Raw genomic sequence first — 23,501 nt, forward strand, 5'->3', positions numbered from 1 at the left:
CGTGAGCTCCGGCGTAACTGCATCATGCACGTGGACATGGACGCCTTCTTCGTCTCCGTGGAGCTTCGCACGCGGCCGGAACTCCGCGGCAAACCGGTGATCGTTGGATTTCCCGCGGACCGCTCAGTGGTCCTCTCGGCGTCGTATGAAGCACGCGCGTTCGGGGTGAAGTCGGCCATGCCCATGGTGGTCGCCGCCAGGATGTGCCCCAAAGCGGTCATCATTGAACCGCGCCACAAGCTGTACTACGAGGTTTCCGCCCAGCTGATGGAAATCTTCGAGTCCATCACCGATCTCGTGGAACCGCTGAGTGTGGACGAAGCCTTCCTGGACGTCGGCGGCGCCATCCGCCGGTTGGGACCCCCGCGCGTCATCGGTGAATTGATCCGGCGCCGGGTGGCTGCCGAACTGGGCATTACGGCCTCCGTGGGCATTGCAGCCAGTAAGTTCGTGGCCAAGATTGCTTCCACGCGTTGCAAGCCGGACGGGCTGTTGTTGATTGGACCCGACGAGACAGTGCCCTACCTCCACAGCCTGCCCGTCGGGGCCTTGTGGGGAATCGGCGCGAAGACGACGGACGTCCTTGCCCGGATGGGCATCCGGACGGTGGCGGACGTGGCAGCCACGCCGGTGTCCTCCCTTAGGAAAATGCTGGGTGCCACCGGTGAGCACGTGTACCGGTTGTCGTGGGGGATCGATCCGCGGCCTGTGACCCCCGTGAGGCTCGAGAAGAGCATCGGGGCTGAGGAGACGTTCGCCGTGGACACGGGCGATGACGGGCTGATCGCCCGGGAATTGCTGCGGCTTTCCCACCGGACGGCAGGACGGCTGCGGAGTTCGGGGATGGTGGCACGGACGGTGGCGTTGAAACTCCGCTACGCCGACTTTTCCACCATCACCAGGAGCCGCACTGTGCACACACCCCTGGACAGCGCCCAGCTGATTTACGCCGTGGCCATCCAGCTCCTGGAATCATTGGGGAGCCGTCCCATGACCGTGCGGCTTGTTGGCATCCGGGCCGAGCAGCTCGAAGACACCGCCAACACGTCCCTTCAGCTGAGCCTTGACCGCCGGGATGACAACTGGCGGGCAGCAGAACAGGCCCTGGACGAGGTCAGCCGGAAGTTCGGAAACAAATCGATTCTCCCCGCCAGCCTGCTGGATTCGGGAAACGGGTCTTAGCCTGGCGCCGGCACCATGCGTGCGTGTTTCGGGAAGGTGATGGCCGTCTTTCAGAACGGCCCCCGACAAACTATCCTTATATGTACATAGTTCTCAGTTATTGCCGGACTTCTTGGACATGCTGCAGTTCCAAAGGCCCGCATGCCGGTGTTCGCTTTCCGCCATCGTCGGCGGGGCGGGAACCTCCCGGGCATGCCGGTCGTTATCGGAGCAGTAGTACGGGATGGGACCAGCCCGGACGTTGGCCTACTTAAGGAGGTCGTGATGCCGCTCTCGGAGCACGAACAGAAGCTGCTGGAGCAGCTGGAGAAGCAGCTGCACGAGGACGATCCGAAATTCGCGAATTCCATGGGTTCGGATCCCGGGCGAACGTGGTCCACCCGTCACATCGTGATTGGTGTGCTCTGCACCCTCGCGGGGATCGCCGTGCTCCTGGTCGGCGTTACAGTCCCGAACATCTTTGTCGGTGTCCTGGGCTTTGTGGTTATGGGCGGCGGTGTGTACTTCGCCACAATGCGCAACGCTGCAGGCGGCAAGCAGCGCTCCGCACCTGGCACAGGTAAGTCCGGAAAGCCCAGGAGTTCATTTATGTCCAGCCTGGAAGAGCGCTGGGACGAGCGCCGCCGCGACGAATCCTAAGGCAGCGCCTGCAAGTCCGGTGCAATGGCCATAGGTTCAGGCCTGCCCTCCATTTCGCTCCCCACGGTCAGGATGACCGCAGCAGAAGACCCGCCACGGCGGGTCTTCTGCGTTTAACCCGCAACAGGTAGCGGCCGGTGCCCTTTTGCGCGCTGGAAACGACCCCTACTGCGGCCCGGATGAGCGGCCGGACGCCCGCGGATCCGCCGTCAGCGTCAGATGAAAGCCCGACGTCGGCCTGGCACCGCCGTCGGGCAGATATGGTTCGCACCGAAACGGCGCCGGGCCCTCCACTTCCATCCACCGCCTGCTCCCGCGCCATTTGGGGGACGAAGGCCTGAAATGGGGGAATATTGGCTTGATTTGCGTTGACTGTGGTGGAAAGTGGAGTAATGTGGAGGACATAAGAGGGTAGTTGCAACACAGGGGATGTGCAGTTCCTGACGGCAGACAGGCGGTGGGCCAGTGTTTCTGGGCACACACTCGCCACGTCTGGACGAAAAGGGCCGAATTATCCTCCCTGCGAAGTTCCGTGAGGAGCTTGCCAGCGGGCTTGTTCTCACCAGGGGACAGGAACGGTGCATCTACGTCTTCAGTGAGCAGGAATTTGCACGTGTCCACGAGCAAATGCGGGAGGCGCCCATTTCCTCCAAGCAGGCCCGGGACTACATCCGCGTCTTTCTCTCTGGAGCCTCGGACGAGGTACCTGACAAGCAGGGGCGCATCACCATTCCGGCCGCGCTCCGGGAGTACGCAGGCCTCGGCAGGGAACTGGCCGTCATCGGTGCAGGAACCCGGGCCGAGATCTGGGATGCCCAGGCCTGGAACGAGTACCTCGCGGAGAAGGAAACCGCCTTCTCCGAAACCGACGACGCCATTCCGGGGATCCTGTGATCACCTGAACGGCCCGGCGGACGCTTCTTGAACGAGATCTCCAGCCGCCCATCGGACAGTCAACCTGGCTCACTTCCCCGGAGCCAGGCCGGCAGGACGATAGGCGCGGATGGGGATCTGGCCCAAGAAGCAGCACTACCAACACCCACGGCAGGAAAGGACGAAGGCATGAACGATCACCCGAAGCCAACGTCCGAACGCCATGTGCCGGTCCTCAAGGACCGGTGCATCAATTTGTTGGCCCCCGGCTTCGAAGCTGCCCGCCTCCGAGGTGAGACCCCCATCGCGATTGATGCGACCCTCGGCATGGGCGGCCACTCTGAAGCCATGCTGGAGCGTTTCCCGGATCTGCACCTGATCGGCATCGACCGTGATGAGGAAGCCCTGGCACTGGCAGGGGAGCGGCTGGCGCCTTTCGCTTCCCGGACCGACCTGGTCCACGCCGTCTACGACGAAATCGCCGAAGTCCTCGAAGACCTGGGCGTGGCACAGGTTCATGGCATCCTGATGGACCTGGGCGTTTCATCCCTGCAGCTGGACCAGCGTGAGCGTGGCTTCGCCTATTCCTTTGACGCTCCGCTGGACATGCGGATGGACACCAGCCGCGGGCAGACCGCAGCAGATGTGGTTAACAACTACAGCGAAGAGGATCTCGTCAGGATCATCCGGAAGTGGGGCGAGGAGAAGTTCGCCGGCAGGATCGCCAACAGGATTGTCGCGGCGAGGACAGTTAAGTCTTTCGCCACCACCGGGGAACTCGTGGAACAGATCCGCTCCGTGGTGCCGGCGGCAGCCGCCAAATCGGGCGGCCACCCGGCCAAACGGACGTTCCAGGCACTGCGCATTGAAGTGAACGAGGAACTCGACGTGCTGGAGCGCGCTGTTCCTGCCGCCGTGGCAGCAACGGCCCTGGGCGGACGCATCGTGGTGATGTCTTACCACTCCCTCGAGGACAAAATCGTCAAATCAGTTTTCCAGGCTGGCTCCAAATCCTCCGCGCCGCTCGGATTTCCGGTGGAGCTTGAGGAACACAAGGCCTTCCTCAAAACCCTGACCAAGGGCACCGAGGTACCCACCGCCGTCGAGATTGCAGAAAATCCGCGCGCAGCCTCCGCCAGGCTGCGGGCCGTGGAACGTATCAGAGCCAGGAGAGAAGCATGAGCACTGCCGCCGTCAAGAACTTCCCGGTCGTTTCCGGCAGCAGCGCCCCGGCGATCAGGTCGCTTCCTTCTGGCACCGGCCGCAGGGAACGCACACCCCTGTCTGTGGTGCGTTCCGCCCCCAAGAAGCGCCGTGCGCCGTTTGTGGTGATGTGTTTCGCCTTGCTCGCTGTTGCGCTCGTAGCCGTGCTGGTCCTGAACATCTCAGTCTCTACCTCCCAGTACCAGCTGGTGGAACTGAGGGGTAAGCAAAGCACGCTGACCAAGCAGAACCAGGACCTGACACAGCAGGTCCAGAACTTCGAGGCGCCCCAGAACCTGGCGGCAAAGGCCTCAGACCTGGGCATGGTGGCTTCGACCGTCAAAGGCCAGATCGACCTCTCCACCCTTGCCGTCACGGGCAAGGCAACTCCGGCGGTGAAGGGTGGCGCGGCTGGATCGGTTATCCCTGCTCCAGCTGTAGAGGGAGTGCTCACCGTGGTTCCCCCGGCGACGAAGTGGGAGCCGCTGACGAACCGTAAACCGGCTGCCGAGGAACCGGCCCCTGCTGCGGCCCCTGCATCGGCCCGGGCAGCGGCACCTGCCGCTGCAGCACAGCCGGCTGAAGCGCCCGCACCACCGGCACGTGCCGTGGAGCTCCACGGCGGTTCGGTTCCAGCACCCGAACAGAAGGTGCCCGGGTCTAACCGGTAGCCGCTGAAGGACAACCAGTCAGGTAATAAACAGGCAACAAGGCGAGCAGCAAGGGAATCACGGTGGCGCAGAGGACGGGCAGGGCAAAAAGCGGCAAGGCCCCTAACGCCACCAAGCGGCTGCGCCTCGGCCTGGGCATTATGCTGACGCTGCTATTAGTGGTGGGCGGCAAGCTCTTTTTCGTCCAGGGGCTCGACGTCGGCGGGATGGCCGCAGCTGCGCTCGATTACCGGATGCGCGAGACTTCCCTCCCCGCCGAACGCGGCAGCATCCTTGGCGCCAACGGGACGGTCCTGGCCAACAGTGTGATCCGCTACAACGTTGTGGTTGACCAAACCACCAACACGAAGACAGAGAAGTTCTGGCGCCTGGAGGAGGGCGTGGACAAACTTGTTGAAGTCAGCCGGGAGCAGGGCATCAGCGAACTCGCGGCTGTCCTGGGCATGGACGCTGACGAACTCAGGAACGCCGTGACGGGCGAATCGAAGTACCACATCGTCGCCAAGGACCTGAAGCCGGATGTCGAGCTCAGGGTCTCGGATCTCAGTATTCCCGGCATCGTCACTGAGGGCGTCAGCAAACGCGTGTATCCGAACGGTTCCGTGGCCGGCGGTATTATCGGCTTCCTCCAGGACGGCAACACCGGCCAGGCGGGGATCGAGCAGACCCAGGATGGGCTGCTGCGCGGGAAGGACGGCAAGCGGCTCTTCGAGATCGGTGCCGACGGTCTCCGGATTCCGGTCGGCGTGGATGACCTGACACCGCCGGAGGACGGCAAGGACGTCAAGCTCACGCTCAATTCCGATCTCCAGTATTTCGCCCAGCAGGCCATTCAGAGCCAGTCAGACAAACAGGGCGCCGAGTGGGGTGTCATCACGGTGATGGACGCCAAGACCGGTGACATTGTCGCGATGGCGGACACTAATGCCCCGGATCCGAACGATCCCGGACGGGTGGCTGCCAAGGACCGCGGCGTGCGCTCCGTTACCGCAGCGTATGAGCCCGGCTCGGTACAGAAGATGATCACGGCCGCCGCCTTGATTGAAGAAGGAAAATCCAGCCCCCTGGATACGTTCACTCTCGGACCGTCGTACACCGTGGACGGCCAGACCTTCACAGACGCCTTTACCCATGGCACCGAAGAGCGCACGCTCGCCGGCATCCTGGGTTGGTCAATGAACACCGGCACCGTGGCGGCCGGGTCGCGGCTGACCAAGGAACAACGGTACGACTGGCTTAAGAAATTCGGCATCGGCGAAGCCCCGGACATTGGATTGCCGGCTACGGCCTCCGGCATTCTCACACCGGCTGACCAGTGGGACGGCCGCCAGGAATACACGGTGCTGTTCGGCCAGGGCGTATCGCAGTCCACCCTGCAGACAGTCCGAGCCTTCCAGACGATCGCCAACAACGGTGTGATGCTCCAGCCGCGCCTGATTGACGCGTACGTTTCACCGGACGGAACAGAGGAGAAAGTCGCCCCGCAGCCTTCCCGCCAGGTGGTGTCGGACGGCACCGCGCAGCAGGTCCAGGACATCCTGGAAAGCGCGGTGACCGAAGGCCAGATCAAGGACGCCGCAATCGACGGATACCGGGTGGGGGCAAAAACCGGAACCTCTGAATCGCCGTGCGACGACGGGAAGTCAGGGTTCTGCGGCTACACCGCTTCCATTGTGGGGATGGCACCGATGGATGATCCCCGGTTTATTGTTGAGGTGGTACTGCAGCGTCCCAAGGGCAATATCTACGGCATTACGCAGGGGCCGGTGTTCCGCTCGGTTATGAGCCAGGCACTGCGCACCTACAACGTCCAGCCGTCCGCGGGCGAACCGGCCAGGCTGCCGCAGTACGCCAAGTAGCATCAAGCCAGGCAGCAGTTCCCTTATTGCCCGCAGCGGAAGCAGTCTCCCGCGGGCATGATCCACTAGTACCACCATCGGAGATTCCCTTGTCAGAGCAGAACGCATCAGCCAGCAACGCGGGGCCGGCAGGGGCACCGGCCCCCGCTCGGTTCAGGCCTACGGCAGTTGCTGCGGTCCGCCTGGACACGATCGGCGACGCGATCGGTGTGCAGGTCCCGGGCGCCTCCGCTGCCGTCAGCGTCACGGGAATTTCACTGAACTCGCGAGCCGTGGAACAGGGCGACCTGTATGTGGCGCTGCCGGGTGCTTCCCGCCATGGCGCAGACTTCGTGTCGCAGGCGGTCGGCAGGGGAGCGGTGGCAGTCCTGACCGACGACGCCGGTGCACGCCTTCTCGCGCTGTCAGCGGATACCGCCGTCCCCGTCCTGGTGGTGGACGGACCGCGCAACGTGGTGGGGCCGCTGTCCGCCATGATCTACCAGAGCCAGCCAGCAGTTGGGCGGACGCCGCGCTTGTATGGTGTAACGGGAACCAACGGCAAGACCACCACCACGTACTTCATCAACGCCTTGCTCCGTGCGCTCGGGCAGCAGACCGGCCTGATCGGAACCATCGAAATCCTGGCCGGCGGAGAACCGGTTCCCAGCCTCCTGACCACGCCTGAGTCACCGGATCTCCACGGCTTGCTCGCCCTCATGCGGGAACGGGGACTGGACGCCGCGTCCATGGAAGTCTCCTCCCACGCCGTGTCCTTTCAGCGGGTGGACGGTGTGCACTTCGACGTTGCCGGTTTCACGAACCTGACGCAGGACCATCTGGATCTGCACGGCACCATGGAGGACTACTTCGCCACAAAGGCGGAACTGTTCACGCCGGGCCGTGCCCGCAGGGCTGTGGTGACGGTCGACGACGAATGGGGCCGCAGGCTTGCGGCCACGGCACGGACCCCGGTCACCACCCTCTCGATGACACCCGGCGGAGCTCCCACCGACTGGACCGTAACGGCCACCGCCGCGCGTGGGCTGGGTACCGACTTCAGCCTGCAGGGACCCGACGGCGTTACACTGAATGTCCACACCGGCCTGCCTGGCGCTTTCAACGTCGCCAACGCCGCACTGGCCACCGTAATGGTCTTGGCCAGCGGAATGGACGCCGCCACCGTGCAGGCCGCCCTGGACCACCACGACCCGTTCACCGTGGCGGTACCGGGACGCATGCAGCTCGTATCCGAAGAACCGGCGGCTGTAGTGGACTTCGCCCACAACACTGATGCCCTGGCACGCGCACTGGAAGCGGTCAGGTCACCGCTGCCCGGCTCCCGGGTGATCGTGGTTTTCGGAGCCACCGGACAGCGCGACCAGGGCAAGCGTCCCGCCATGGGCGCCGTCGCAGCAAAGATGGCCGACATCGTCATCGTCACGGATGACGACCCCCACGACGAAGACCCTGCAGCCATCAGGGCAGATGTGCTGGCGGGCGCACGGTCGGCGCGCGAACAGGAATCTCCGGAGTGTGTCATCGAAGAGGTTTATCCCCGCGACGCCGCCATCCGGCGCGCCGTGGAACTGGCCGGTCCGGCCGACACCATTCTTGTGGCCGGCCGCGGCCATGAGGTCTGGCAGGAAGTCAAGGGCGTCAATCTTGCACTGGACGACCGTGTGGAACTGCGGAACGCCTTGACAGCCAGGGGATTCACCGTTCTCCGAGACGACCGGATAGAGTCCTAGACCGAGATGATTGCACTTACTGCGGCGGAAATCGCCGATATCACACACGGACGCCTGAACGCCGATCCGGGGATCACGCCCCTTTCGGTGGTCACCGATTCGCGCGAGGCTGCCGCCGGGTCGCTATACGTGGCGAAACCTGGCGAGCACGCTGATGGCCACGACTTCGTTGCCGCCGCCTTCAGCCGGGGTGCGGTGCTGGTCCTCGCCGAGCGCCCCGTAACGGGCCCGGACGGCGTCAACTATCCGGCCGTCCTGGTAGAGGATGCCGTGCTGGCCATGGGCGCGCTGGCCGCCGAAGCGGTCCGTCGGATCCGCCTGGCCCGTTCTGCCGCAGGCGACCCCCTGACCGTCATCGGGATCACCGGTTCCGCCGGGAAGACCACCACGAAGGACCTCCTCGCCGGCATCCTCACCCAGCAGGGCGCGACCGTTGCCCCGCAGGGGTCCTACAACGGCGAGGTGGGCGTACCGCTCACCGTCTTCCTCGCCGACACCCAAACGCGGTACCTGGTGATCGAGATGGGCGCCACAGGCATCGGGCACATTCGCTACCTGGCCGACATGGTGAGGCCTGACATCGGCGTCGTCCTCGGCATCGGCACTGCCCACGCCGGGGAGTTCGGCGGTGTGGACAACATTGCCCAGGCCAAGGGCGAACTGGTGGAGGCCCTCGCCGCCGGCGGCACCGCCGTCATCAACCTCGACGACGACCGCGTCGCTGCCATGCGCAGCCGCACCGCCGCCACCGTGCTGGGCTTCTCGGCCGAAGGACGCCCTGACGCGACCGTTCGGGCCGAGAATCCGGACACAAACGCTGAGGGCAACCCGGAATTCGAGCTCGTCCTGCCCGGCGCCGAAACAGGCCTGCACGTCAGCAGCCGCCTCATCGGCGCCCACCACACCGGCAACCTCCTCGCCGCAGCAGCGGCCGCGCACGCGGCCGGAGTGTCCGGCAAGGACATCGCCGTATCGCTGAGCACACAGTCAGCAGCCAGCCGTTGGCGGATGGAACGCACTGAACGTGCTGACGGCGTGACCATCATCAACGACGCCTACAACGCCAACCCGGAGTCCATGCGGGCGGCCCTGCGCACGCTGGCCGACCTTGGCCGCGGACGGCGCACCTGGGCCGTCCTGGGCGCGATGCTGGAACTGGGACCCGATTCAATCCGTGAACACACCGTCGTGGGCACCCAGGTGGTCCGCCTGAACATTTCCCGGCTGGTCGTCGTCGGCCGCGAAGCCCGCGCACTTTACGTTTCCGCCGTCCAGGAGGGTTCCTGGGGCGACGAATGCGTCTTTGCCGAAACCGCCGAGGACGCCTATGTGCTCCTCAACGCCGAGCTTGAGCCCGGCGACCTGGTGCTTTTCAAGTCGTCCAACAGCGTTGGACTGCGGCACCTGGGCGATCGGATAGCATTACCCCCACAATCCACGGAACCCACCGATGAAGGGAGCGAGCTGCTGTGATTGCACTACTGATCGGCGCAGGACTTGCCCTGCTATTTGCCTTGGTGGGAACGCCGCTGTTTATCCGCTTGCTTGTCCGCAAGAGCTACGGCCAATTCATCCGTGATGACGGACCCACGTCCCACCACACCAAACGCGGTACGCCCACCATGGGCGGCACCGTGGTGGTGGGTGCGGTCCTGCTCAGCTACGGGCTGACCCACCTGATTATGTGGATGATGAACCCGGACTCGTCAGGCCCCTCCGCCTCGGCACTGATCCTGCTCTTCCTGATGGTCGGCATGGGGCTGGTGGGCTTCCTGGACGATTTCATCAAAATCTCCCGCCAGCGGAGCCTTGGCCTGGACGCGAAGGCCAAGCTCATCCTCCAGGCCGCGGTAGGCATAGCCTTCGCCATCCTGGCCCTGAACTTTCCCGACCCGGACGGCCTTACGCCGGCCTCGACCAAAATCTCCCTGGTCCGCGACATTCCCTGGCTGGACCTGGCCTTCGCGGGCACGGTGGTCGGCGCAATCCTCTTTGTCCTCTGGTCCAACCTGATCGTCACGGCGGCGACCAACGGCGTGAACCTGACGGACGGCCTGGACGGTCTCGCTGCCGGTGCCTCGGTCATGGTCTTCGGTGCCTACACGCTGATGGGCATCTGGCAGAACAACCAGGCCTGCGGGTCACCGAGGGAAGCCGGCAGCGGCTGCTATTCCGTCCGCGACCCCCTGGACCTGGCGCTCCTGGCCGCCATCCTGAGCGCCGCCCTCGTGGGATTCCTCTGGTGGAATACCTCCCCGGCCAAGATCTTTATGGGTGACACCGGGTCATTGGCCATCGGCGGCGCGGTCGCCGGCTTCGCCATCCTGTCGCGGACGGAACTGCTGCTGGGAATCATCGGCGGCCTGTTCGTCCTGATTACCTTGTCCGTGATCATCCAGGTGGGCTACTTCAAGGCCACCGGCGGTAAACGCGTCTTCAAGATGGCACCGCTGCAGCACCACTTCGAACTCAAGGGCTGGGCAGAAGTCACGGTGGTGGTCCGGTTCTGGATCCTGGGCGGGCTCTTCGTGGCCGTGGGCCTGGGTGTCTTCTACGCTGAATGGGTTGTGCTCCTGTGACTGTTTCTCCCCGCCTGCAAGACCTGGTCAGTTGGGATTCTGACTGGGAAGGGCTGCGCGTTGCAGTCACCGGCATCGGAGTATCCGGGTTCGCCGCGGCAGATACTCTCATCGAACTCGGTGCCCGGGTGGTGGTGGTTGATGCCGCCATGTCCGAGACAGCTAAGGCACAGGCCGACACCCTGAAGATCGTCGGCGCCGTCGACGTGCTCCTGGGCGAGGAAGCCGTCAACAGGATCCCCAAGATCGAAGGCAGCTTCCCCGACCTCATCGTGACCTCGCCGGGTTGGCGGCCTGACCAGGCGCTCCTGGCGGCCGCTGCGCGCGCCCACATTCCGGTCTGGGGCGACGTCGAGCTTGCCTGGCGCCTGCGGGTCCGGGCCGGGCACAAGACCGCTGACTGGCTGACCATCACCGGCACCAACGGCAAGACCACCACTGTGGGCCTGACAGCGTCGATGCTGCAGGCCGCCGGCCTGAAGGCCATCGCGGTCGGCAACGTGGGCACCCCCATCCTGGACGCCCTCCGCGACCCCGTGGAATACGACGTCTTCGCGGTTGAACTATCCAGCTTCCAGCTGCACTGGGCTGAAACGCTGTCGCCGGTGGCCAGCGTCTGCCTGAACGTGGCTGAGGACCACGTTGACTGGCATGGTTCCTACAATTCCTACCTCGCGGACAAGGCCAAGGTCTATGCGCGGACCCAGAAGGCCTGCATCTTCAACGCAGAACAGATCGAGACCGAACGGATGGTTGAGGACGCGGACGTTGTGGAGGGCTGCCGGGCCGTCGGCTTCACCACACTAACGCCGGCCATCAGCATGCTCGGCGTGGTGGAGGGCCTGCTCGTGGACCGCGCGTTTATCGAGGAACGCAGGGACAGCGCCGCCGAGCTGGCTTCGATGACCGACCTGGGGCAGTTTGCGCCCAGGCACATGGTGGCGAACGCCCTTGCGGCTGCAGCCCTGGTCCGGGCATACGGTGTGGATGCGAAGGCCGTGCGCCAGGGCATCCAGGACTACGTGCCGGGGAACCACCGCATCCAGCCGGTCGCCAAGCAGAACGGCGTGCTCTGGGTTAACGATTCCAAGGCCACCAACCCGCACGCAGCAGCCGCGTCACTGGCCACCTTTGAAAACGTCATCTGGATCGCGGGCGGCCTGTCCAAGGGCGTCAGCTACGACCACCTGGTCCGGGACCACGCCGCCCGGCTCAAGGCTGTTGTGCTCATCGGTACGGACACCGCCGCGCTGGCGGACGCCTTGCAGCGACACGCGCCGGATGTCCCCGTGATCACGACGCCGCCGGGCGACACTGAAAATATGCAGACTGCCGCAACGGGCGGGGCCACCACGGGCAGCTCGCCGGATTCCGGTGCGGCCGTGATGTCCCGGGCCGTTGCGTCAGCGGCGCAGCTGGCGGCATCAGGCGACACCGTGCTGATGGCCCCGGCAGCTGCTTCCATGGATCAGTTCTCTTCCTATGCTCACCGCGGCGACGCCTTTATTGAAGCTGTCCGCGAGCTGGTGGAAGGGCAGGCCCAGACCGGCGAGGAGTAACAATGGTCAGCACGCCCACCCGGTCGCCGGCGTCCCGGCCGCGCGCCGGGAAACCCGCTTCGCCCGTAAAGTCCACCATCACCCTGCCGGACCGGATCCGGGACTGGTACCAGGCCTTCTGGTCCACGCTGGAAGGAACCGGCACCTCCAAGAACGGCTCAACGTATTACCTGATCCTTGGTTCCACGCTGGCCCTGACCGCCATCGGCATCATGATGGTGCTGTCGGCCTCCAGCGTCGAATCCATCGCTGCGGGAAAGTCGCCCTACGGCGACGCCCTCAAGCAGGGGATGTTCGCCGCCATCGGCATCTTCACCATGTTTGTCCTCTCCCGCATCAACGTGGTCTGGCTGAAGCGGCTGGCATGGCCGGGGCTGGGCGGGGCCCTTGTCCTCCTGGTCCTGGTGCAGCTGATCGGAGACGAAGTCAACGGCAACAAGAACTGGATCGACCTGGGCGGCATCACCTTCCAGCCGTCCGAGGCGTCCAAGCTGACTCTGGCGCTGTGGATGGCCACTGTCCTGGCCAGGAAAGGGAAGCTGCTGCGGCGCTGGCCCCACGTGCTGATCCCGGCCGTGCCGCTGGCGGGCGGGGTCATCGGCCTGGTCCTGCTGGGCAATGACCTGGGCACCGCCATGATCATCATGATGATCACTGCTGCCGCCCTCTTCTTCGCGGGAGTACCGCTGTACCTGTTCGGGTTCGCCGCACTGGCCGCAGCCGCCGGCACGGCCGTCATGGCCATCACCAGCTCAAACCGCATGTGCCGCATCACCTCGTGGTGGACGGGCCAGTCCTGTGCCGACGGCATTGACGCCAACTACCAGGCCACGAATGGGCTCTACGGGCTTGCGTCCGGCGGCTGGTTCGGCGTCGGCCTCGGCCAAAGCCGGCAGAAGTACAGCTGGATCCCGGAAGCCCATAACGACTTCATCTTCGCCATCATCGGCGAGGAACTCGGCCTGGTGGGCACCGTCGTCGTGCTTGTCCTTTTTGCCATCCTTGGCGCCGCCATCTACCGCGTAGTGGTGGCGCAGGAGGATATGTTCCACCGGGTGCTGGCCGGCACCATCATGGTGTGGCTGCTGGGGCAGGCCACGGTCAACATGGCCGTGGTGACGGGGCTGATGCCGGTGATCGGCGTACCGCTGCCGTTCATTTCCTACGGCGGTTCGGCACTGCTGATGTCGCTCTGCGCCGTGGGGGTGGTGCTCTCGCTTGCCCGCGAACAGATGGCGCCTGCCCTCAGGCCGAAGAAACTGCTCAAATTCGGCGCCAAGAAGGCCGGGGGATCGGCTGGCCGCAAACCTGCTGGCCGGAAAACCGCCGGCACGACAACCGCTGCCCGCAAAACCGCCAGCCCCACAACAACCGCAAGAAAGCGTACGTAGCACCAGATGACTTCCCAGAACCTGTCCATTGTCCTGGCGGGCGGCGGAACCGCCGGCCACATCAGCCCACTTCTGGCCATCGCGGCCGCCCTGCGTGCCGCCGTGCCCGGCGCCAGGCTGCTCGCCGTCGGCACGCCCGCCGGCATGGAAACCCGGCTGGTGCCCGCCGCCGGCCTTGAACTGGCCACCATCGACCGGGTGCCGTTTCCGCGGGAACCTTCCATTGACCTCCTCAAGCTGCCCGCACGGCTGGCCGGGGCGGTCAGGCAGTCCGGACGCATCCTCGACGACGCCTCGGCCGACGTCCTGGTGGGCGTCGGCGGCTATGTCTGCACACCCCTGTACCTCGCCGCCCGGCGCCGGGGAATCCCCATCGTGATCCATGAGGCCAATACCAGGCCCGGCCTGGCCAACCGGGTGGGATCGTTCCTGACCCATCACGTCGCCACCGCCTTCGACACCACGCGCCTGCGTCACGCCCGCCATGTGGGCATGCCCATGCGGACCGAAATCTCCAGCCTGGACCGGGACACTGCCCGCGCCGCCGCCCGCGAAGAACTGGGCCTGGATCCCACCTCGCCCACGCTGATTGTGACCGGCGGCTCCTCCGGCGCCCAGAGCATCAACCGCGCGGTCGCTGCCGCCGTCCAGGACCTTGGCGCGGCGGGGATCCAGACACTCCACATCACCGGCCGCGGCAAGACGGTTTTGGGGCCCGACGGCGGCCCGCTCGCCGCGCCGGGCTACCGGCAGCTGGAGTACGTGGACGGCATGGAACGGGTGTACGCAGCCGCGGACGTGCTGCTGGCGCGGTCCGGAGCGGCCACGGTCTGCGAAGTGGCCGCCGTGGGAGTGCCGGCAGTGTTTGTCCCGCTGCCCATCGGCAACGGCGAGCAGGCGCTCAACGCGGCGGGGCTCGTGAACGCCGGTGGCGCACTCCTGGTCCAGGATAAGGACTTCACCGCGCAGTGGGTGGCCGGTATGCTTATCCCCCTGGTCACCGACCCCGGCCGCCTGGCCACCATGGCCGCCAGCTCGCGCCGCCTTGGCATCAGAAACGCCGATCAGCGCATGGCTGACCTTGTCCTGGAAGCGGTATCCGCATGATCCCCACAAACATCCGCAGCCAGGAGTCCCTGGGCCGAGTACATTTCATCGGCATCGGCGGGGTGGGAATGTCCGCCGTGGCCCGCATCATGGTGGCCCGCGGCGTCGCCGTCAGCGGATCGGATGCCAAGGACCTTCCGGTGATGGCGGAGCTGGCTGCCGCCGGCGCGAGGATCGCCGCCGGATACGCCGCAGCCAACCTGGGCAATGCCCAGACCGTGGTGGCCGGCTCGGCGATCCGTGCGGACAACCCCGAACTGGTGGCCGCGCGTGCGGCGGGCCTGCCCGTGCTGCACCGCTCGGAGGCGCTGGCGGCCACCATGGGGGACGACCTCGTAGTGACCGTGGCAGGCACTCACGGCAAGTCCACCACCACCTCCATGATCACCGTCCTGCTCCAGGGCGCCGGGATGGATCCGTCGTTTGCGATCGGCGCCAACGTGCCTGCGCTCGGCGTCAATGCCGCCCACGGCACGTCAGGGGTCTTTGTGGCCGAAGCGGACGAGTCCGACGGCTCCTTCCTGAACTACCGGCCAAAGATTGCCGTGGTCACCAACGTCGAACCCGATCACCTGGACCACTACGGCACCGCAGAGGCCGTCTACGAGTCCTTCGACCGCTTTACGGCGCTGCTTCCGGCCGACGGCGTCCTGATTACCTGCGCTGACGACGCCGGCGCCGCAGCCCTGGCAGAGCGCACGCTCGCCCGCGGCAACACCAGGGTGGTGCTGTACGGCACCTCGGACGGGTCGGACCTGGTGCTGCACGACGGCGGCCCGGGGGACGTGGCGGTTTCCTCACCGGCCGGGCGGTTCGCCCTGGACCTGCAGGTCCCGGGTAGGCACAACGCGCTGAACGCCGCCGCCGCCGTCGCCGTCGCGCTGGAGCTGGGGGTCGACGCCGACGCTGCCGCGCGTGCCCTGGCGCACTTCGCGGGCGCTTCGCGGCGCTTTGAACTGAAAGGGGAGGCGCGCGGCGTGCGCGTCTATGACGACTACGCCCACCACCCCACCGAAGTCCGGGCCGCCCTGACGGCTGCACGGTCAGTGGCCGGCGGGCACCGCGTCCATGTTTTGTTCCAGCCGCACCTGTTCTCCCGCACCAGGGAGTTTGCCAGGGAGTTCGCAGATGCGCTGAACCTGGCAGACACGGCCCTGGTCCTGGACATATACCCCGCGCGCGAAGATCCCATCCCCGGAGTCAGCAGCCAGCTCATCGCCGAGCACCTGTCGCCCGGCGGACGCCTGGTGGAGCCGGGCGGGGCGGTTGCTGCCCTTACGGACGCCGCCGGGCCCGGCGACATCATCCTGACCGTCGGGGCAGGGGATGTCACGGCTTTCGGACCGCAGATCGTGCAGGCTCTCAGTGGGTAGACCGCGCCGGCCCACCTACGCTTCACCGGGCAGGCGGCAGCCACCCGCGCCAGCGGAACCGGAGGTCATCTCGGCCTCCAAACGCGCCCCCGAGGCGGACACCCCGTCTTTGCCCGACCGCAAGAATGCGAAGTTCGCGGACCGGAACCCGCCGTCAGACAAGGCACCAGCAGGCAAGGCGCCGGCAAGCAAGGCGCCGGCGGGCACCGACAATGTGCTGGCCTTCCCGGAGCCGCCCGGAAAACGCCTTAAGCGGAACATCCTGGTGACCCTGGGCACTGTCCTGGCGTTGGTCTGCGCGCTGCTGGCCGCCGCAATCTTTTCGCCGGCACTCGCCGTAGGCACCGTCACGGTGTCCGGGACCCGGCTCGTCACCACGGAACAGGTGCAGGCCGCACTGGAGCCCCTGAAGGGCAAACCCCTGCCCCAGATCAGCGATGAGGAGGTCAGCCGCCTCCTGGCGCCGCTCGTCCAGATCAAGTCCGTCTCAACCCAGGCACGCCCGCCGTCCGGGTTGATGGTCCAGGTTTTGGAGCGGGTCCCGGTGGCCCTGGTCAAGCAGGGGGAGCAGTACCAGTTGGTGGATGTGGACGGCGTGGTCCTGGCCAGCCCTGCGGACCCGGCCGCAGTTGCCCTGCCCGTGATCGACGGCGGCGCCGGAACCATCGGCAAGGACCTCTTCCAGGCCACCGCAGCGGTCCTCGGTGCACTCCCGCTGGACGTGCTGTCGAAGCTGTCCAACGCGTCCGCCCAGTCAGTGGACGCCGTTGAGCTCAAACTGGTGGACGGTCAGACCATCATTTGGGGGAATGCGGGGGAGAAGGAGCTCAAGGCCAAGGTGCTTGAAGCCTTGCTCAAAGTTCCCGCGGACCCGAAGAACCCCGTCCGTGTGTACGATGTGAGCGCGCCCCGGCATCCGGTGACGCGCTGAACGCTTTATTTACCCGGTATTCCCGCGACACGCGGCTCCGGTTATTGAATGTCCGAACCATAGGAAATAGCGTTCCAGACATGAGTTACTTGACATAACTATAACCTTCAACTCGAAGGTTAAGGTTCGAAGCTTCAAGCCCGACTCCACAGTTTTCGCAATAGGACACGAACAAGGGACACGTAACGTGGCAGCTCCGCAGAATTACTTGGCCGTCATCAAGGTCGTCGGCATCGGCGGCGGTGGCGTGAACGCAGTCAACCGCATGATCGAGGTCGGTCTTCGCGGCGTCGAATTCATCGCGGTCAACACCGATGCACAGGCATTGTTGATGAGCGATGCAGACGTCAAGCTCGACATCGGACGTGAGCTGACCCGCGGGCTCGGTGCAGGCGCCAACCCCGAGGTGGGCAAGCAGGCTGCGGAGGACCACGCCGACGAAATCGAAGAGGTCATCCGCGGCGCGGACATGGTGTTTGTGACCGCCGGCGAAGGTGGCGGCACGGGCACCGGCGGCGCCCCTGTGGTGGCACGCATCGCCCGGTCTCTCGGAGCGCTGACCATCGGTGTGGTGACCCGCCCGTTCACGTTCGAGGGCCGCCGTCGTGCGGGTTCTGCAGAGGCGGGCATCGACGCCCTCCGCGACGAAGTGGACACGCTGATCGTCATCCCGAACGACAGGCTTCTGTCCATCAGCGACCGCAACGTCTCCGTCCTGGACGCTTTCCGTTCCGCTGACCAGGTCCTGCTGTCCGGTGTCCAGGGCATCACGGACCTCATCACCACCCCCGGCCTGATCAACCTCGACTTCGCGGACGTCAAGTCCGTGATGCAGGGCGCAGGCTCCGCGCTGATGGGCATCGGCTCCGCCCGCGGTGAAGACCGTGCGGTGAAGGCTGCCGAGCTCGCCATTGCATCGCCGCTGCTGGAAGCCTCCATCGACGGCGCCCATGGTGTCCTGCTCTCCATCCAGGGCGGTTCCGATCTTGGCCTGTTCGAAATCAATGAAGCTGCCCGCCTGGTCCAGGAAGTGGCCCACCCCGAAGCCAACATCATCTTCGGTGCCGTGATCGACGACGCACTCGGTGACGAGGCCCGTGTCACGGTCATTGCCGCCGGTTTCGACGACGTCAAGGCCACCTCTCCCTCCATGGACCAGTCGCAGCCGCAGGTTGCGCCGCAGCGGCCCGCAGCGGCACCCGCGCCGGCTCAGGCCCCCACTTCGGGTGGCAGCCACCAGCACAACGTCCAGCCGGTCCACGCCGGAGTCGGCGCGTCAGGCCTGAGCAACTGGGGCCAACAGCGCCCGTCGTCGGTCCCCGCCGATTCAGGCTTCGACGTCGACCTGCCCTCGGTAGTGGAGCCGGACCTCTCGGGCAACCGCGCCGATGACCTGGATGTCCCCGACTTCCTGAAGTAGGGCCCGGGTTGTTCTATTGGCGGGCCGAAGTGTCTGCTGGTGTGAGTGTGGCGTTCTCAGACACCCAGGCCGGCAATCTTGCCCTGCACGTCGGGGACAACGCCGCTGATGTTCTCCAGCGCCGGGAGGCGCTGGAGAACGCTGCCGGCCTAACCCGTGGTTCCCTCCGGTTCATGGAGCAGGTCCACGGCACTGCGGTGGAAATGATGGAGCCGGCCACGCCAGCGCCGACCGCCGATGCCATGGTGTCGCGGGGGCTGCCGCTTGCGGTGATGGTGGCCGACTGCATCGCGGCAGTACTCGTAGGGGAAGGACCTGACGGTCCGGTCCTCGCCGCCGTGCACGCAGGCCGCCCGGGGATAGAAAACGGCATTCTCCCGGCGACAGTGGAGCGGATGCGCTCAGCCGGGGCTACCGCCATCCGTGCCTGGCTGGGCCCGTCAATCTGCGGGCGTTGCTATGAGGTGCCCGCCGAACTGCGCGCCCAAGTAGCTGCCCAGGTGCCGGCGACGTGGGCTGCCACGTCCTGGGGCACGCCCGCACTGGATCTCCCAGCAGGGGCGAAGAGCCAACTTGAAGCTGCCGGCGTCGTCATCGAATATGCGGGTCCGTGCACGCTTGAAAACGAAGAGCTTTTCTCTTACCGCAGGTCCAACACCACCGGGCGCTTCGCGGGACTGGTGTGGTCGCATGAATGAGGGCGCTGTGGAGGACAACGCCGAACGGATGGCTGATCTGGCGGAGCGCCTCGCCGCCGTGCAGCGTCGTATTGATGCGGCCGTCCAGGATGCAGGCCGGGCGGGGGACCTGCCCACGCTGATTGTGGTCACCAAGTTCCATCCGGCCGCCGACATCAGGCGCCTGGCTGCCCTCGGCGTCCGCGACGTCGGCGAGAACAGGGACCAGGAAGCCTCCTCGAAGGCGGCCGAACTGGCAGGCCTCGGACTCAACTGGCACTTCGTCGGGCAGCTGCAGAGCAAAAAATCGAAATCCGTGGTGAAGTATGCCCATGCGCTCCATTCCGTGGACCGGCTGGCCCTGGTTGATGGCCTTGAGCGTGCCATCGCCGCGGAACAGGAGCGTACGGGCCGGGGAGCCCTGGACTGCTTCATTCAGGTCAGCCTCGACGACGACGACGCCGGCGCGCATCGCGGCGGCGTGGCCGCCGCGGAGGTACCACTCCTGGCCGAGCGGCTGGCGGCTGCGGCAGGACTGGAACTGGCCGGCGTTATGGCTGTCGCCCCGTTGGGCACCAGTCCTGAGGCGGCGTTTGAAAAGCTGGCGGCCATCTCGGCGGCCTTGGTAGCGGAGCATCCCGGCGCAACCGCCATCTCGGCGGGCATGAGCCAGGACCTGGAAGCGGCCATCCGTTTCGGTGCGACACACCTGCGAATCGGTTCCGATATTCTCGGATCGCGTCCTGACGTGGGGTAGCGTCGAACCCATAGGAAGTGAATGGCGGGGGATTCAAGGCTGTCAAGTCATTGGGCGGCCCGCCTACGGACACGATTAGGAGTCGACCATGGCCGGCGCTCTGCGCAAGACAATGATCTATCTTGGGCTCGCCGATGGCGATGAACACTACGAGTCCGAGCACACCACAACACGTAAGGACGAGGACGATTCGATGGAAGTTGACCGCGAGGAACGCCGTGCACCGGCACCGGTCCGCGACGTCAGCCGCGAGTCATCACACGCCCCCGAAGAGGAATACCGCGCACCAGTGACCCCCATCAAGCGTGCGGCCTCAAGCCGCGAAGAACCGTCCGGGCTTCGGCAGATCACCACGATCCACCCGCGGTCCTACAATGACGCCAAGCTCATCGGTGAGAGTTTCCGGGACGGCATCCCCGTCATCATGAACGTCACCGACATGGGCGAAGCGGACGCCAAGCGTCTCGTTGACTTCTCGGCAGGGCTGGTTTTTGGTCTCCGGGGCAGCATCGAACGCGTCACGAACAAGGTTTTCCTGCTGTCACCGTCGTACATTGAGGTCATTGGCGATGACAAGAAGGTCAGCGAGACCCAGGCCAGCTTCTTCAATCAAAGTTAGCCCTGAGCTTATTCCGGATGCCAGACAGGTACACCTGTCTGGCATCTGTGCTGAAATAGACAAGAAACATTGGCAGGGCACCGCGGTATCCGGAATGGACATGGAGATATGAGTTAAGTCATGGGAATTGTTTTCGGACTTGTCTATATCGCCCTTTTGCTGTTCTTCGTGGCGCTGATCATCCGGCTGGTCTTTGACTGGGTCCAGATGTTTGCCAGGGAATGGCGTCCGCGTGGTGTTGCCCTCGTGGTGGCCCACACGGTGTACTCGATCACCGATCCGCCCCTCAAGGGGCTCCGGAGGCTGATCCCGCCGTTGAGGCTCGGCGGGGTGACTTTGGACCTCGGGTTTCTGGTCCTGTTCATCGCCGTCAGCATCGCGATGGCGGTCACCAGGGGTTTCGCGTAATCTTCGACAAGACCTAGCGGCGCAGGCGAAGTTCCTGGAATTGGAACTCCCTCTGAGCCGCGAAGAAATCTCCGGTTTGACACCCAGTGTTGAATTAGAGGAACCAGACAATATTTAGGTACCGTAGTTTTGACGGCCGGAAGGCCTACTGACTAACTAGACCAATGAGGTGACCAGATGGCTTTGACGCCAGAAGACGTTGTCAACAAGCGCTTTCAGCCGACCAAGTTCCGCGAAGGCTACGACCAGGATGAAGTTGATGACTTCCTGGACGAGATCGTTGTGGAACTCAGGCGCCTGAACCAGGAGAACGATGAGCTCCGCAAGAAGCTTGCAGAAGCAGGTTCCGGTGTGCCGGCCAGCTCCGCTGCGTCCGCCCCGGTGGTGGAGAAGGTTCCCGCACCCGTCAAGGCTGACAAGGTTGAGTCCCCGGCTAAGGCCGAGGTCGAGGCGAAAGCTCTCGACGCCGCCAAGAAGAAGGAAGCCGAGCCGGTAGCACCTGTTGCGGCCGTCCCGGCTGCTGCGCCCACCGCAGCCAACGGAAGCACGGTTTCAGCCGAGTCCGCTGCCGGCCTGCTCGCCATGGCGCAGCAGATGCACGACCGTCACGTCGCCGACGGTCAGTCCCAGAAGGACAAGATCATCGCAGAGGCCCAGATCGAGGCCAGCAGCCTGGTCAACGATGCCCAGGAGAAGTCCCGGAAGATCCTCGGTGCCCTCGAGCAGCAGAGATCCGTCCTGGAACGCAAGGTGGAGCAACTCCGCGGCTTCGAACGCGACTACCGCTCACGCCTGAAGGCCTACATTGAAGGCCAGTTGCGCGACCTTGACGCCCGCGGTTCCGTGGCGGCACCTGAGGTTGAAGCGAACTAGTTCGTCAAGCACGTATTCTGAGAACCGGTGGCTGAGGATTCCTCGACCGCCGGTTTTTGGGATTTAACATTTGTTTTACAAAATGAAAGCACTATGACTGACCACCTCGCCGCTGACGCCGCAAACCCTTCTCCTTCATCGGCCCGCCCCCGGCGGGCACTCCTGCTCTCGCTCTTCGCCGGTTTTGCGGTCTTTGCGTACGTCCTGGACCAGCTGACAAAACTCTGGGTGACGTCCTCGATGGTGGAGGGTGAACGCATTCCGGTGCTTCCGCCGCTCCTGCACTGGTACTTCATCCGCAATTCCGGCGCCGCATTTTCGATCGGGGAAAATGTCACGTGGGTGTTCTCCATCATCATGGCCGGCGTCTCCATCGCCATCCTGCTCCAGGTGCGTAAGCTGGGCTCGGCCTGGTGGTCGCTGGCACTGGGTCTGCTCCTGGGCGGGGCCCTGGGCAACCTGACGGACAGGCTCTTCCGGGAGCCCTCGTTCGGCATGGGGCACGTGGTGGATTTCATCCAGCTGCCCAATTTTGCGATCTTTAACATCGCCGACTCCGCGGTGGTCTCAGCGGTGGCCATCATCTGTATCCTCACGCTGAAGGGGATCGCCCTTGACGGTTCACGGCATGTCGCGGTGCCACGGAAAGAGGCGGCACAGCCGAAGGACACGGACGGTGTCTGAGCGTGTGGTGGTCGCCGACGAATTCGGCGGAACGCGGGCGGACGCAGGGCTCGCCAAGCTGATGGGGATTTCCCGGTCAATGGCCGCGACCCTCATTGCTGAAGGCAACGTGGTGAGCCGCGGCAAGAAACTCGGAAAGTCCGCGCGGTTGGTTGCCGGAGATGTCCTGGAAGTGACGGTGCCTGAACGACGGGACCCGCTCGAAGTAGTGGAGGAAGTTGTGGAAGGCCTGAAAATCCTGCTGGACGACGACGAATTTGTCGTTGTGGACAAGCCGGTGGGCGTTGCCGCGCATCCGTCGCCCGGCTGGGTAGGGCCCACGGTAGTCGGCGGTCTCGCCGGAGCCGGCTTCCGGATCTCGACGTCGGGTTCCCCCGAGCGGGTGGGAATCGTGCACCGGCTCGACGTCGGCACGTCCGGGGTGATGGTGGTGGCCAAAACGGAGCGCGCCTATACGGCCCTGAAGCGGGCCTTCAAGGAGCGCACCGTGGAGAAGGTGTACCACGCGGTGGTCCAGGGGCTCCCGGATCCGCTGGAGGGCACTATCGACGCACCAATCGGTCGCCACCCCGGACACGACTGGCGCTTTGCCGTGATCGAAGACGGCCGGCCGTCGATCACGCACTATGAGGTGCTGGAGGCTTTTGGTAAGGCCACGCTGGTGGAGGTGCACCTTGAGACCGGGCGTACACACCAGATCCGGGTCCACTTTTCAGCGTTGCGGCACCCATGCGCCGGGGATCTTACCTACGGGGCGGATCCTCGGCTCGCCGCCAACCTGGGCCTGACCCGGCAATGGCTCCATGCCCGGCAGCTCGGCTTCGACCACCCGGTAACGGGGGAGCGCGTGACCGTTACCAGCGAATACCCGCAGGACCTGGCCTTTGCCCTCGAAGTCCTGGAGTCCGGGGAGGCCTAGCGGCTGGGTCGCTGGGTCCTTGGCGGTCCGCCAGCGCTTAGAATGGT

Annotated in this window: 22 protein-coding genes; all 22 read left to right on the top strand. The window is 65.1% G+C overall.

The genetic code is table 11. The annotated features are described in order from the left end of the window. Positions 1 to 24 precede the first annotated feature (24 nt). The 22 genes from dinB (at position 25) to NG697_RS08890 (ending at position 23,454) form a co-directional block, all read left to right on the top strand. On the top strand, positions 25 to 1,182 hold the full coding sequence (gene dinB, locus NG697_RS08785; protein ID WP_256470901.1) for a DNA polymerase IV: 1,158 nt from the start codon (positions 25 to 27) through the stop codon (positions 1,180 to 1,182). A 264-nt stretch (positions 1,183 to 1,446) separates the two neighbouring features. Continuing rightward, complete coding sequence (locus tag NG697_RS08790; RefSeq protein WP_252600732.1) at positions 1,447 to 1,821, top strand: SCO2097 family morphological protein; 375 nt, start codon at positions 1,447 to 1,449, stop codon at positions 1,819 to 1,821. A 465-nt stretch (positions 1,822 to 2,286) separates the two neighbouring features. After that, entirely contained in the window at positions 2,287 to 2,715 is a 429-nt protein-coding gene (gene mraZ / locus NG697_RS08795) for a division/cell wall cluster transcriptional repressor MraZ (protein ID WP_058929387.1), read from the top strand. A gap of 168 nt (positions 2,716 to 2,883) precedes the next feature. Beyond that, on the top strand, positions 2,884 to 3,876 hold the full coding sequence (rsmH, locus tag NG697_RS08800) for a 16S rRNA (cytosine(1402)-N(4))-methyltransferase RsmH (protein WP_252600736.1): 993 nt from the start codon (positions 2,884 to 2,886) through the stop codon (positions 3,874 to 3,876). Next, positions 3,873 to 4,568 (top strand): cell division protein FtsL, encoded by a 696-nt coding sequence (gene ftsL, locus NG697_RS08805; RefSeq protein ID WP_252614029.1) that lies wholly within the window; start codon positions 3,873 to 3,875, stop codon positions 4,566 to 4,568. Before rsmH ends, ftsL begins: the two co-directional genes overlap by 4 nt. A gap of 62 nt (positions 4,569 to 4,630) precedes the next feature. After that, the gene (locus tag NG697_RS08810; protein ID WP_252609131.1) at positions 4,631 to 6,427 is read left to right on the top strand and encodes a peptidoglycan D,D-transpeptidase FtsI family protein; all 1,797 of its coding nucleotides are present in this window, start codon (positions 4,631 to 4,633) and stop codon (positions 6,425 to 6,427) included. Positions 6,428 to 6,516: 89 nt separating this feature from the next. After that, on the top strand, positions 6,517 to 8,157 hold the full coding sequence (locus NG697_RS08815; protein ID WP_252600743.1) for a UDP-N-acetylmuramoyl-L-alanyl-D-glutamate--2,6-diaminopimelate ligase: 1,641 nt from the start codon (positions 6,517 to 6,519) through the stop codon (positions 8,155 to 8,157). A 6-nt stretch (positions 8,158 to 8,163) separates the two neighbouring features. Beyond that, the gene (locus tag NG697_RS08820) at positions 8,164 to 9,630 is read left to right on the top strand and encodes a UDP-N-acetylmuramoyl-tripeptide--D-alanyl-D-alanine ligase (RefSeq protein ID WP_252600744.1); all 1,467 of its coding nucleotides are present in this window, start codon (positions 8,164 to 8,166) and stop codon (positions 9,628 to 9,630) included. Continuing rightward, positions 9,627 to 10,736 (top strand): phospho-N-acetylmuramoyl-pentapeptide-transferase, encoded by a 1,110-nt coding sequence (gene mraY / locus NG697_RS08825; protein ID WP_252600745.1) that lies wholly within the window; start codon positions 9,627 to 9,629, stop codon positions 10,734 to 10,736. Before NG697_RS08820 ends, mraY begins: the two co-directional genes overlap by 4 nt. After that, positions 10,718 to 12,295: a UDP-N-acetylmuramoyl-L-alanine--D-glutamate ligase gene (gene murD / locus NG697_RS08830; protein WP_252600746.1), complete on the top strand. Its 1,578-nt coding sequence runs from the start codon at positions 10,718 to 10,720 to the stop codon at positions 12,293 to 12,295. The genes mraY and murD overlap by 19 nt, the downstream gene beginning before the upstream one ends. A 2-nt stretch (positions 12,296 to 12,297) precedes the next feature. Beyond that, positions 12,298 to 13,686: a putative lipid II flippase FtsW gene (gene ftsW / locus NG697_RS08835; protein ID WP_252600750.1), complete on the top strand. Its 1,389-nt coding sequence runs from the start codon at positions 12,298 to 12,300 to the stop codon at positions 13,684 to 13,686. Between the two features lie 6 nt (positions 13,687 to 13,692). Further along, positions 13,693 to 14,793 carry an undecaprenyldiphospho-muramoylpentapeptide beta-N-acetylglucosaminyltransferase gene (murG, locus tag NG697_RS08840; protein ID WP_252600752.1) on the top strand — a complete coding sequence of 367 codons (1,101 nt, stop codon included), beginning with the start codon at positions 13,693 to 13,695 and terminating at the stop codon, positions 14,791 to 14,793. Then, positions 14,790 to 16,166, top strand: a complete 1,377-nt coding sequence (gene murC, locus NG697_RS08845) for a UDP-N-acetylmuramate--L-alanine ligase (protein ID WP_252600755.1) — start codon at positions 14,790 to 14,792, stop codon at positions 16,164 to 16,166. The genes murG and murC overlap by 4 nt, the downstream gene beginning before the upstream one ends. Further along, the gene (locus tag NG697_RS08850; RefSeq protein WP_252600758.1) at positions 16,159 to 17,097 is read left to right on the top strand and encodes a cell division protein FtsQ/DivIB; all 939 of its coding nucleotides are present in this window, start codon (positions 16,159 to 16,161) and stop codon (positions 17,095 to 17,097) included. The genes murC and NG697_RS08850 overlap by 8 nt, the downstream gene beginning before the upstream one ends. Before the next feature lie 187 nt (positions 17,098 to 17,284). Further along, positions 17,285 to 18,517, top strand: a complete 1,233-nt coding sequence (ftsZ, locus tag NG697_RS08855) for a cell division protein FtsZ (RefSeq protein WP_252600760.1) — start codon at positions 17,285 to 17,287, stop codon at positions 18,515 to 18,517. An 8-nt stretch (positions 18,518 to 18,525) separates the two neighbouring features. Continuing rightward, positions 18,526 to 19,215 (top strand): purine nucleoside phosphorylase YfiH/LACC1 family protein, encoded by a 690-nt coding sequence (locus NG697_RS08860; protein WP_252600763.1) that lies wholly within the window; start codon positions 18,526 to 18,528, stop codon positions 19,213 to 19,215. Further along, positions 19,208 to 19,951 carry a YggS family pyridoxal phosphate-dependent enzyme gene (locus tag NG697_RS08865; RefSeq protein WP_252614030.1) on the top strand — a complete coding sequence of 248 codons (744 nt, stop codon included), beginning with the start codon at positions 19,208 to 19,210 and terminating at the stop codon, positions 19,949 to 19,951. The genes NG697_RS08860 and NG697_RS08865 overlap by 8 nt, the downstream gene beginning before the upstream one ends. Positions 19,952 to 20,039: 88 nt before the next feature. After that, positions 20,040 to 20,570 carry a cell division protein SepF gene (locus NG697_RS08870; protein WP_056342219.1) on the top strand — a complete coding sequence of 177 codons (531 nt, stop codon included), beginning with the start codon at positions 20,040 to 20,042 and terminating at the stop codon, positions 20,568 to 20,570. A 120-nt stretch (positions 20,571 to 20,690) separates the two neighbouring features. Then, a complete protein-coding gene (locus NG697_RS08875; RefSeq protein ID WP_056342216.1) occupies positions 20,691 to 20,978 on the top strand; it encodes a YggT family protein in 288 nt (95 codons plus the stop codon). Between the two features lie 177 nt (positions 20,979 to 21,155). Continuing rightward, positions 21,156 to 21,851 (top strand): DivIVA domain-containing protein, encoded by a 696-nt coding sequence (locus NG697_RS08880; RefSeq protein ID WP_252600771.1) that lies wholly within the window; start codon positions 21,156 to 21,158, stop codon positions 21,849 to 21,851. 93 nt (positions 21,852 to 21,944) lie between these two features. Beyond that, the gene (lspA, locus tag NG697_RS08885) at positions 21,945 to 22,535 is read left to right on the top strand and encodes a signal peptidase II (RefSeq protein WP_252609134.1); all 591 of its coding nucleotides are present in this window, start codon (positions 21,945 to 21,947) and stop codon (positions 22,533 to 22,535) included. After that, positions 22,528 to 23,454, top strand: a complete 927-nt coding sequence (locus tag NG697_RS08890) for an RluA family pseudouridine synthase (RefSeq protein WP_252600775.1) — start codon at positions 22,528 to 22,530, stop codon at positions 23,452 to 23,454. The genes lspA and NG697_RS08890 overlap by 8 nt, the downstream gene beginning before the upstream one ends. Positions 23,455 to 23,501 lie beyond the last annotated feature (47 nt).

The organism is Pseudarthrobacter raffinosi (genome assembly GCF_023913835.1).
GTDB lineage: Bacteria > Actinomycetota > Actinomycetes > Actinomycetales > Micrococcaceae > Arthrobacter > Arthrobacter raffinosi.

Excerpts from the sequence above, each read along its gene's own strand:
- lspA (WP_252609134.1), top strand. The coding sequence starts at position 21,945 with ATGACTGACCACCTCGCCGCTGACGCCGCAAACCCTTCTCCTTCATCG.
- murG (WP_252600752.1), top strand. The coding sequence starts at position 13,693 with ATGACTTCCCAGAACCTGTCCATTGTCCTGGCGGGCGGCGGAACCGCC.
- NG697_RS08870 (WP_056342219.1), top strand. The coding sequence starts at position 20,040 with ATGGCCGGCGCTCTGCGCAAGACAATGATCTATCTTGGGCTCGCCGAT.
- NG697_RS08880 (WP_252600771.1), top strand. The coding sequence starts at position 21,156 with ATGGCTTTGACGCCAGAAGACGTTGTCAACAAGCGCTTTCAGCCGACC.
- rsmH (WP_252600736.1), top strand. The coding sequence starts at position 2,884 with ATGAACGATCACCCGAAGCCAACGTCCGAACGCCATGTGCCGGTCCTC.
- ftsW (WP_252600750.1), top strand. The coding sequence starts at position 12,298 with ATGGTCAGCACGCCCACCCGGTCGCCGGCGTCCCGGCCGCGCGCCGGG.
- dinB (WP_256470901.1), top strand. The coding sequence starts at position 25 with ATGCACGTGGACATGGACGCCTTCTTCGTCTCCGTGGAGCTTCGCACG.
- ftsL (WP_252614029.1), top strand. The coding sequence starts at position 3,873 with ATGAGCACTGCCGCCGTCAAGAACTTCCCGGTCGTTTCCGGCAGCAGC.
- NG697_RS08875 (WP_056342216.1), top strand. The coding sequence starts at position 20,691 with ATGGGAATTGTTTTCGGACTTGTCTATATCGCCCTTTTGCTGTTCTTC.
- murC (WP_252600755.1), top strand. The coding sequence starts at position 14,790 with ATGATCCCCACAAACATCCGCAGCCAGGAGTCCCTGGGCCGAGTACAT.
- murD (WP_252600746.1), top strand. The coding sequence starts at position 10,718 with ATGGGTTGTGCTCCTGTGACTGTTTCTCCCCGCCTGCAAGACCTGGTC.
- NG697_RS08820 (WP_252600744.1), top strand. The coding sequence starts at position 8,164 with ATGATTGCACTTACTGCGGCGGAAATCGCCGATATCACACACGGACGC.
- NG697_RS08790 (WP_252600732.1), top strand. The coding sequence starts at position 1,447 with ATGCCGCTCTCGGAGCACGAACAGAAGCTGCTGGAGCAGCTGGAGAAG.
- NG697_RS08865 (WP_252614030.1), top strand. The coding sequence starts at position 19,208 with ATGAATGAGGGCGCTGTGGAGGACAACGCCGAACGGATGGCTGATCTG.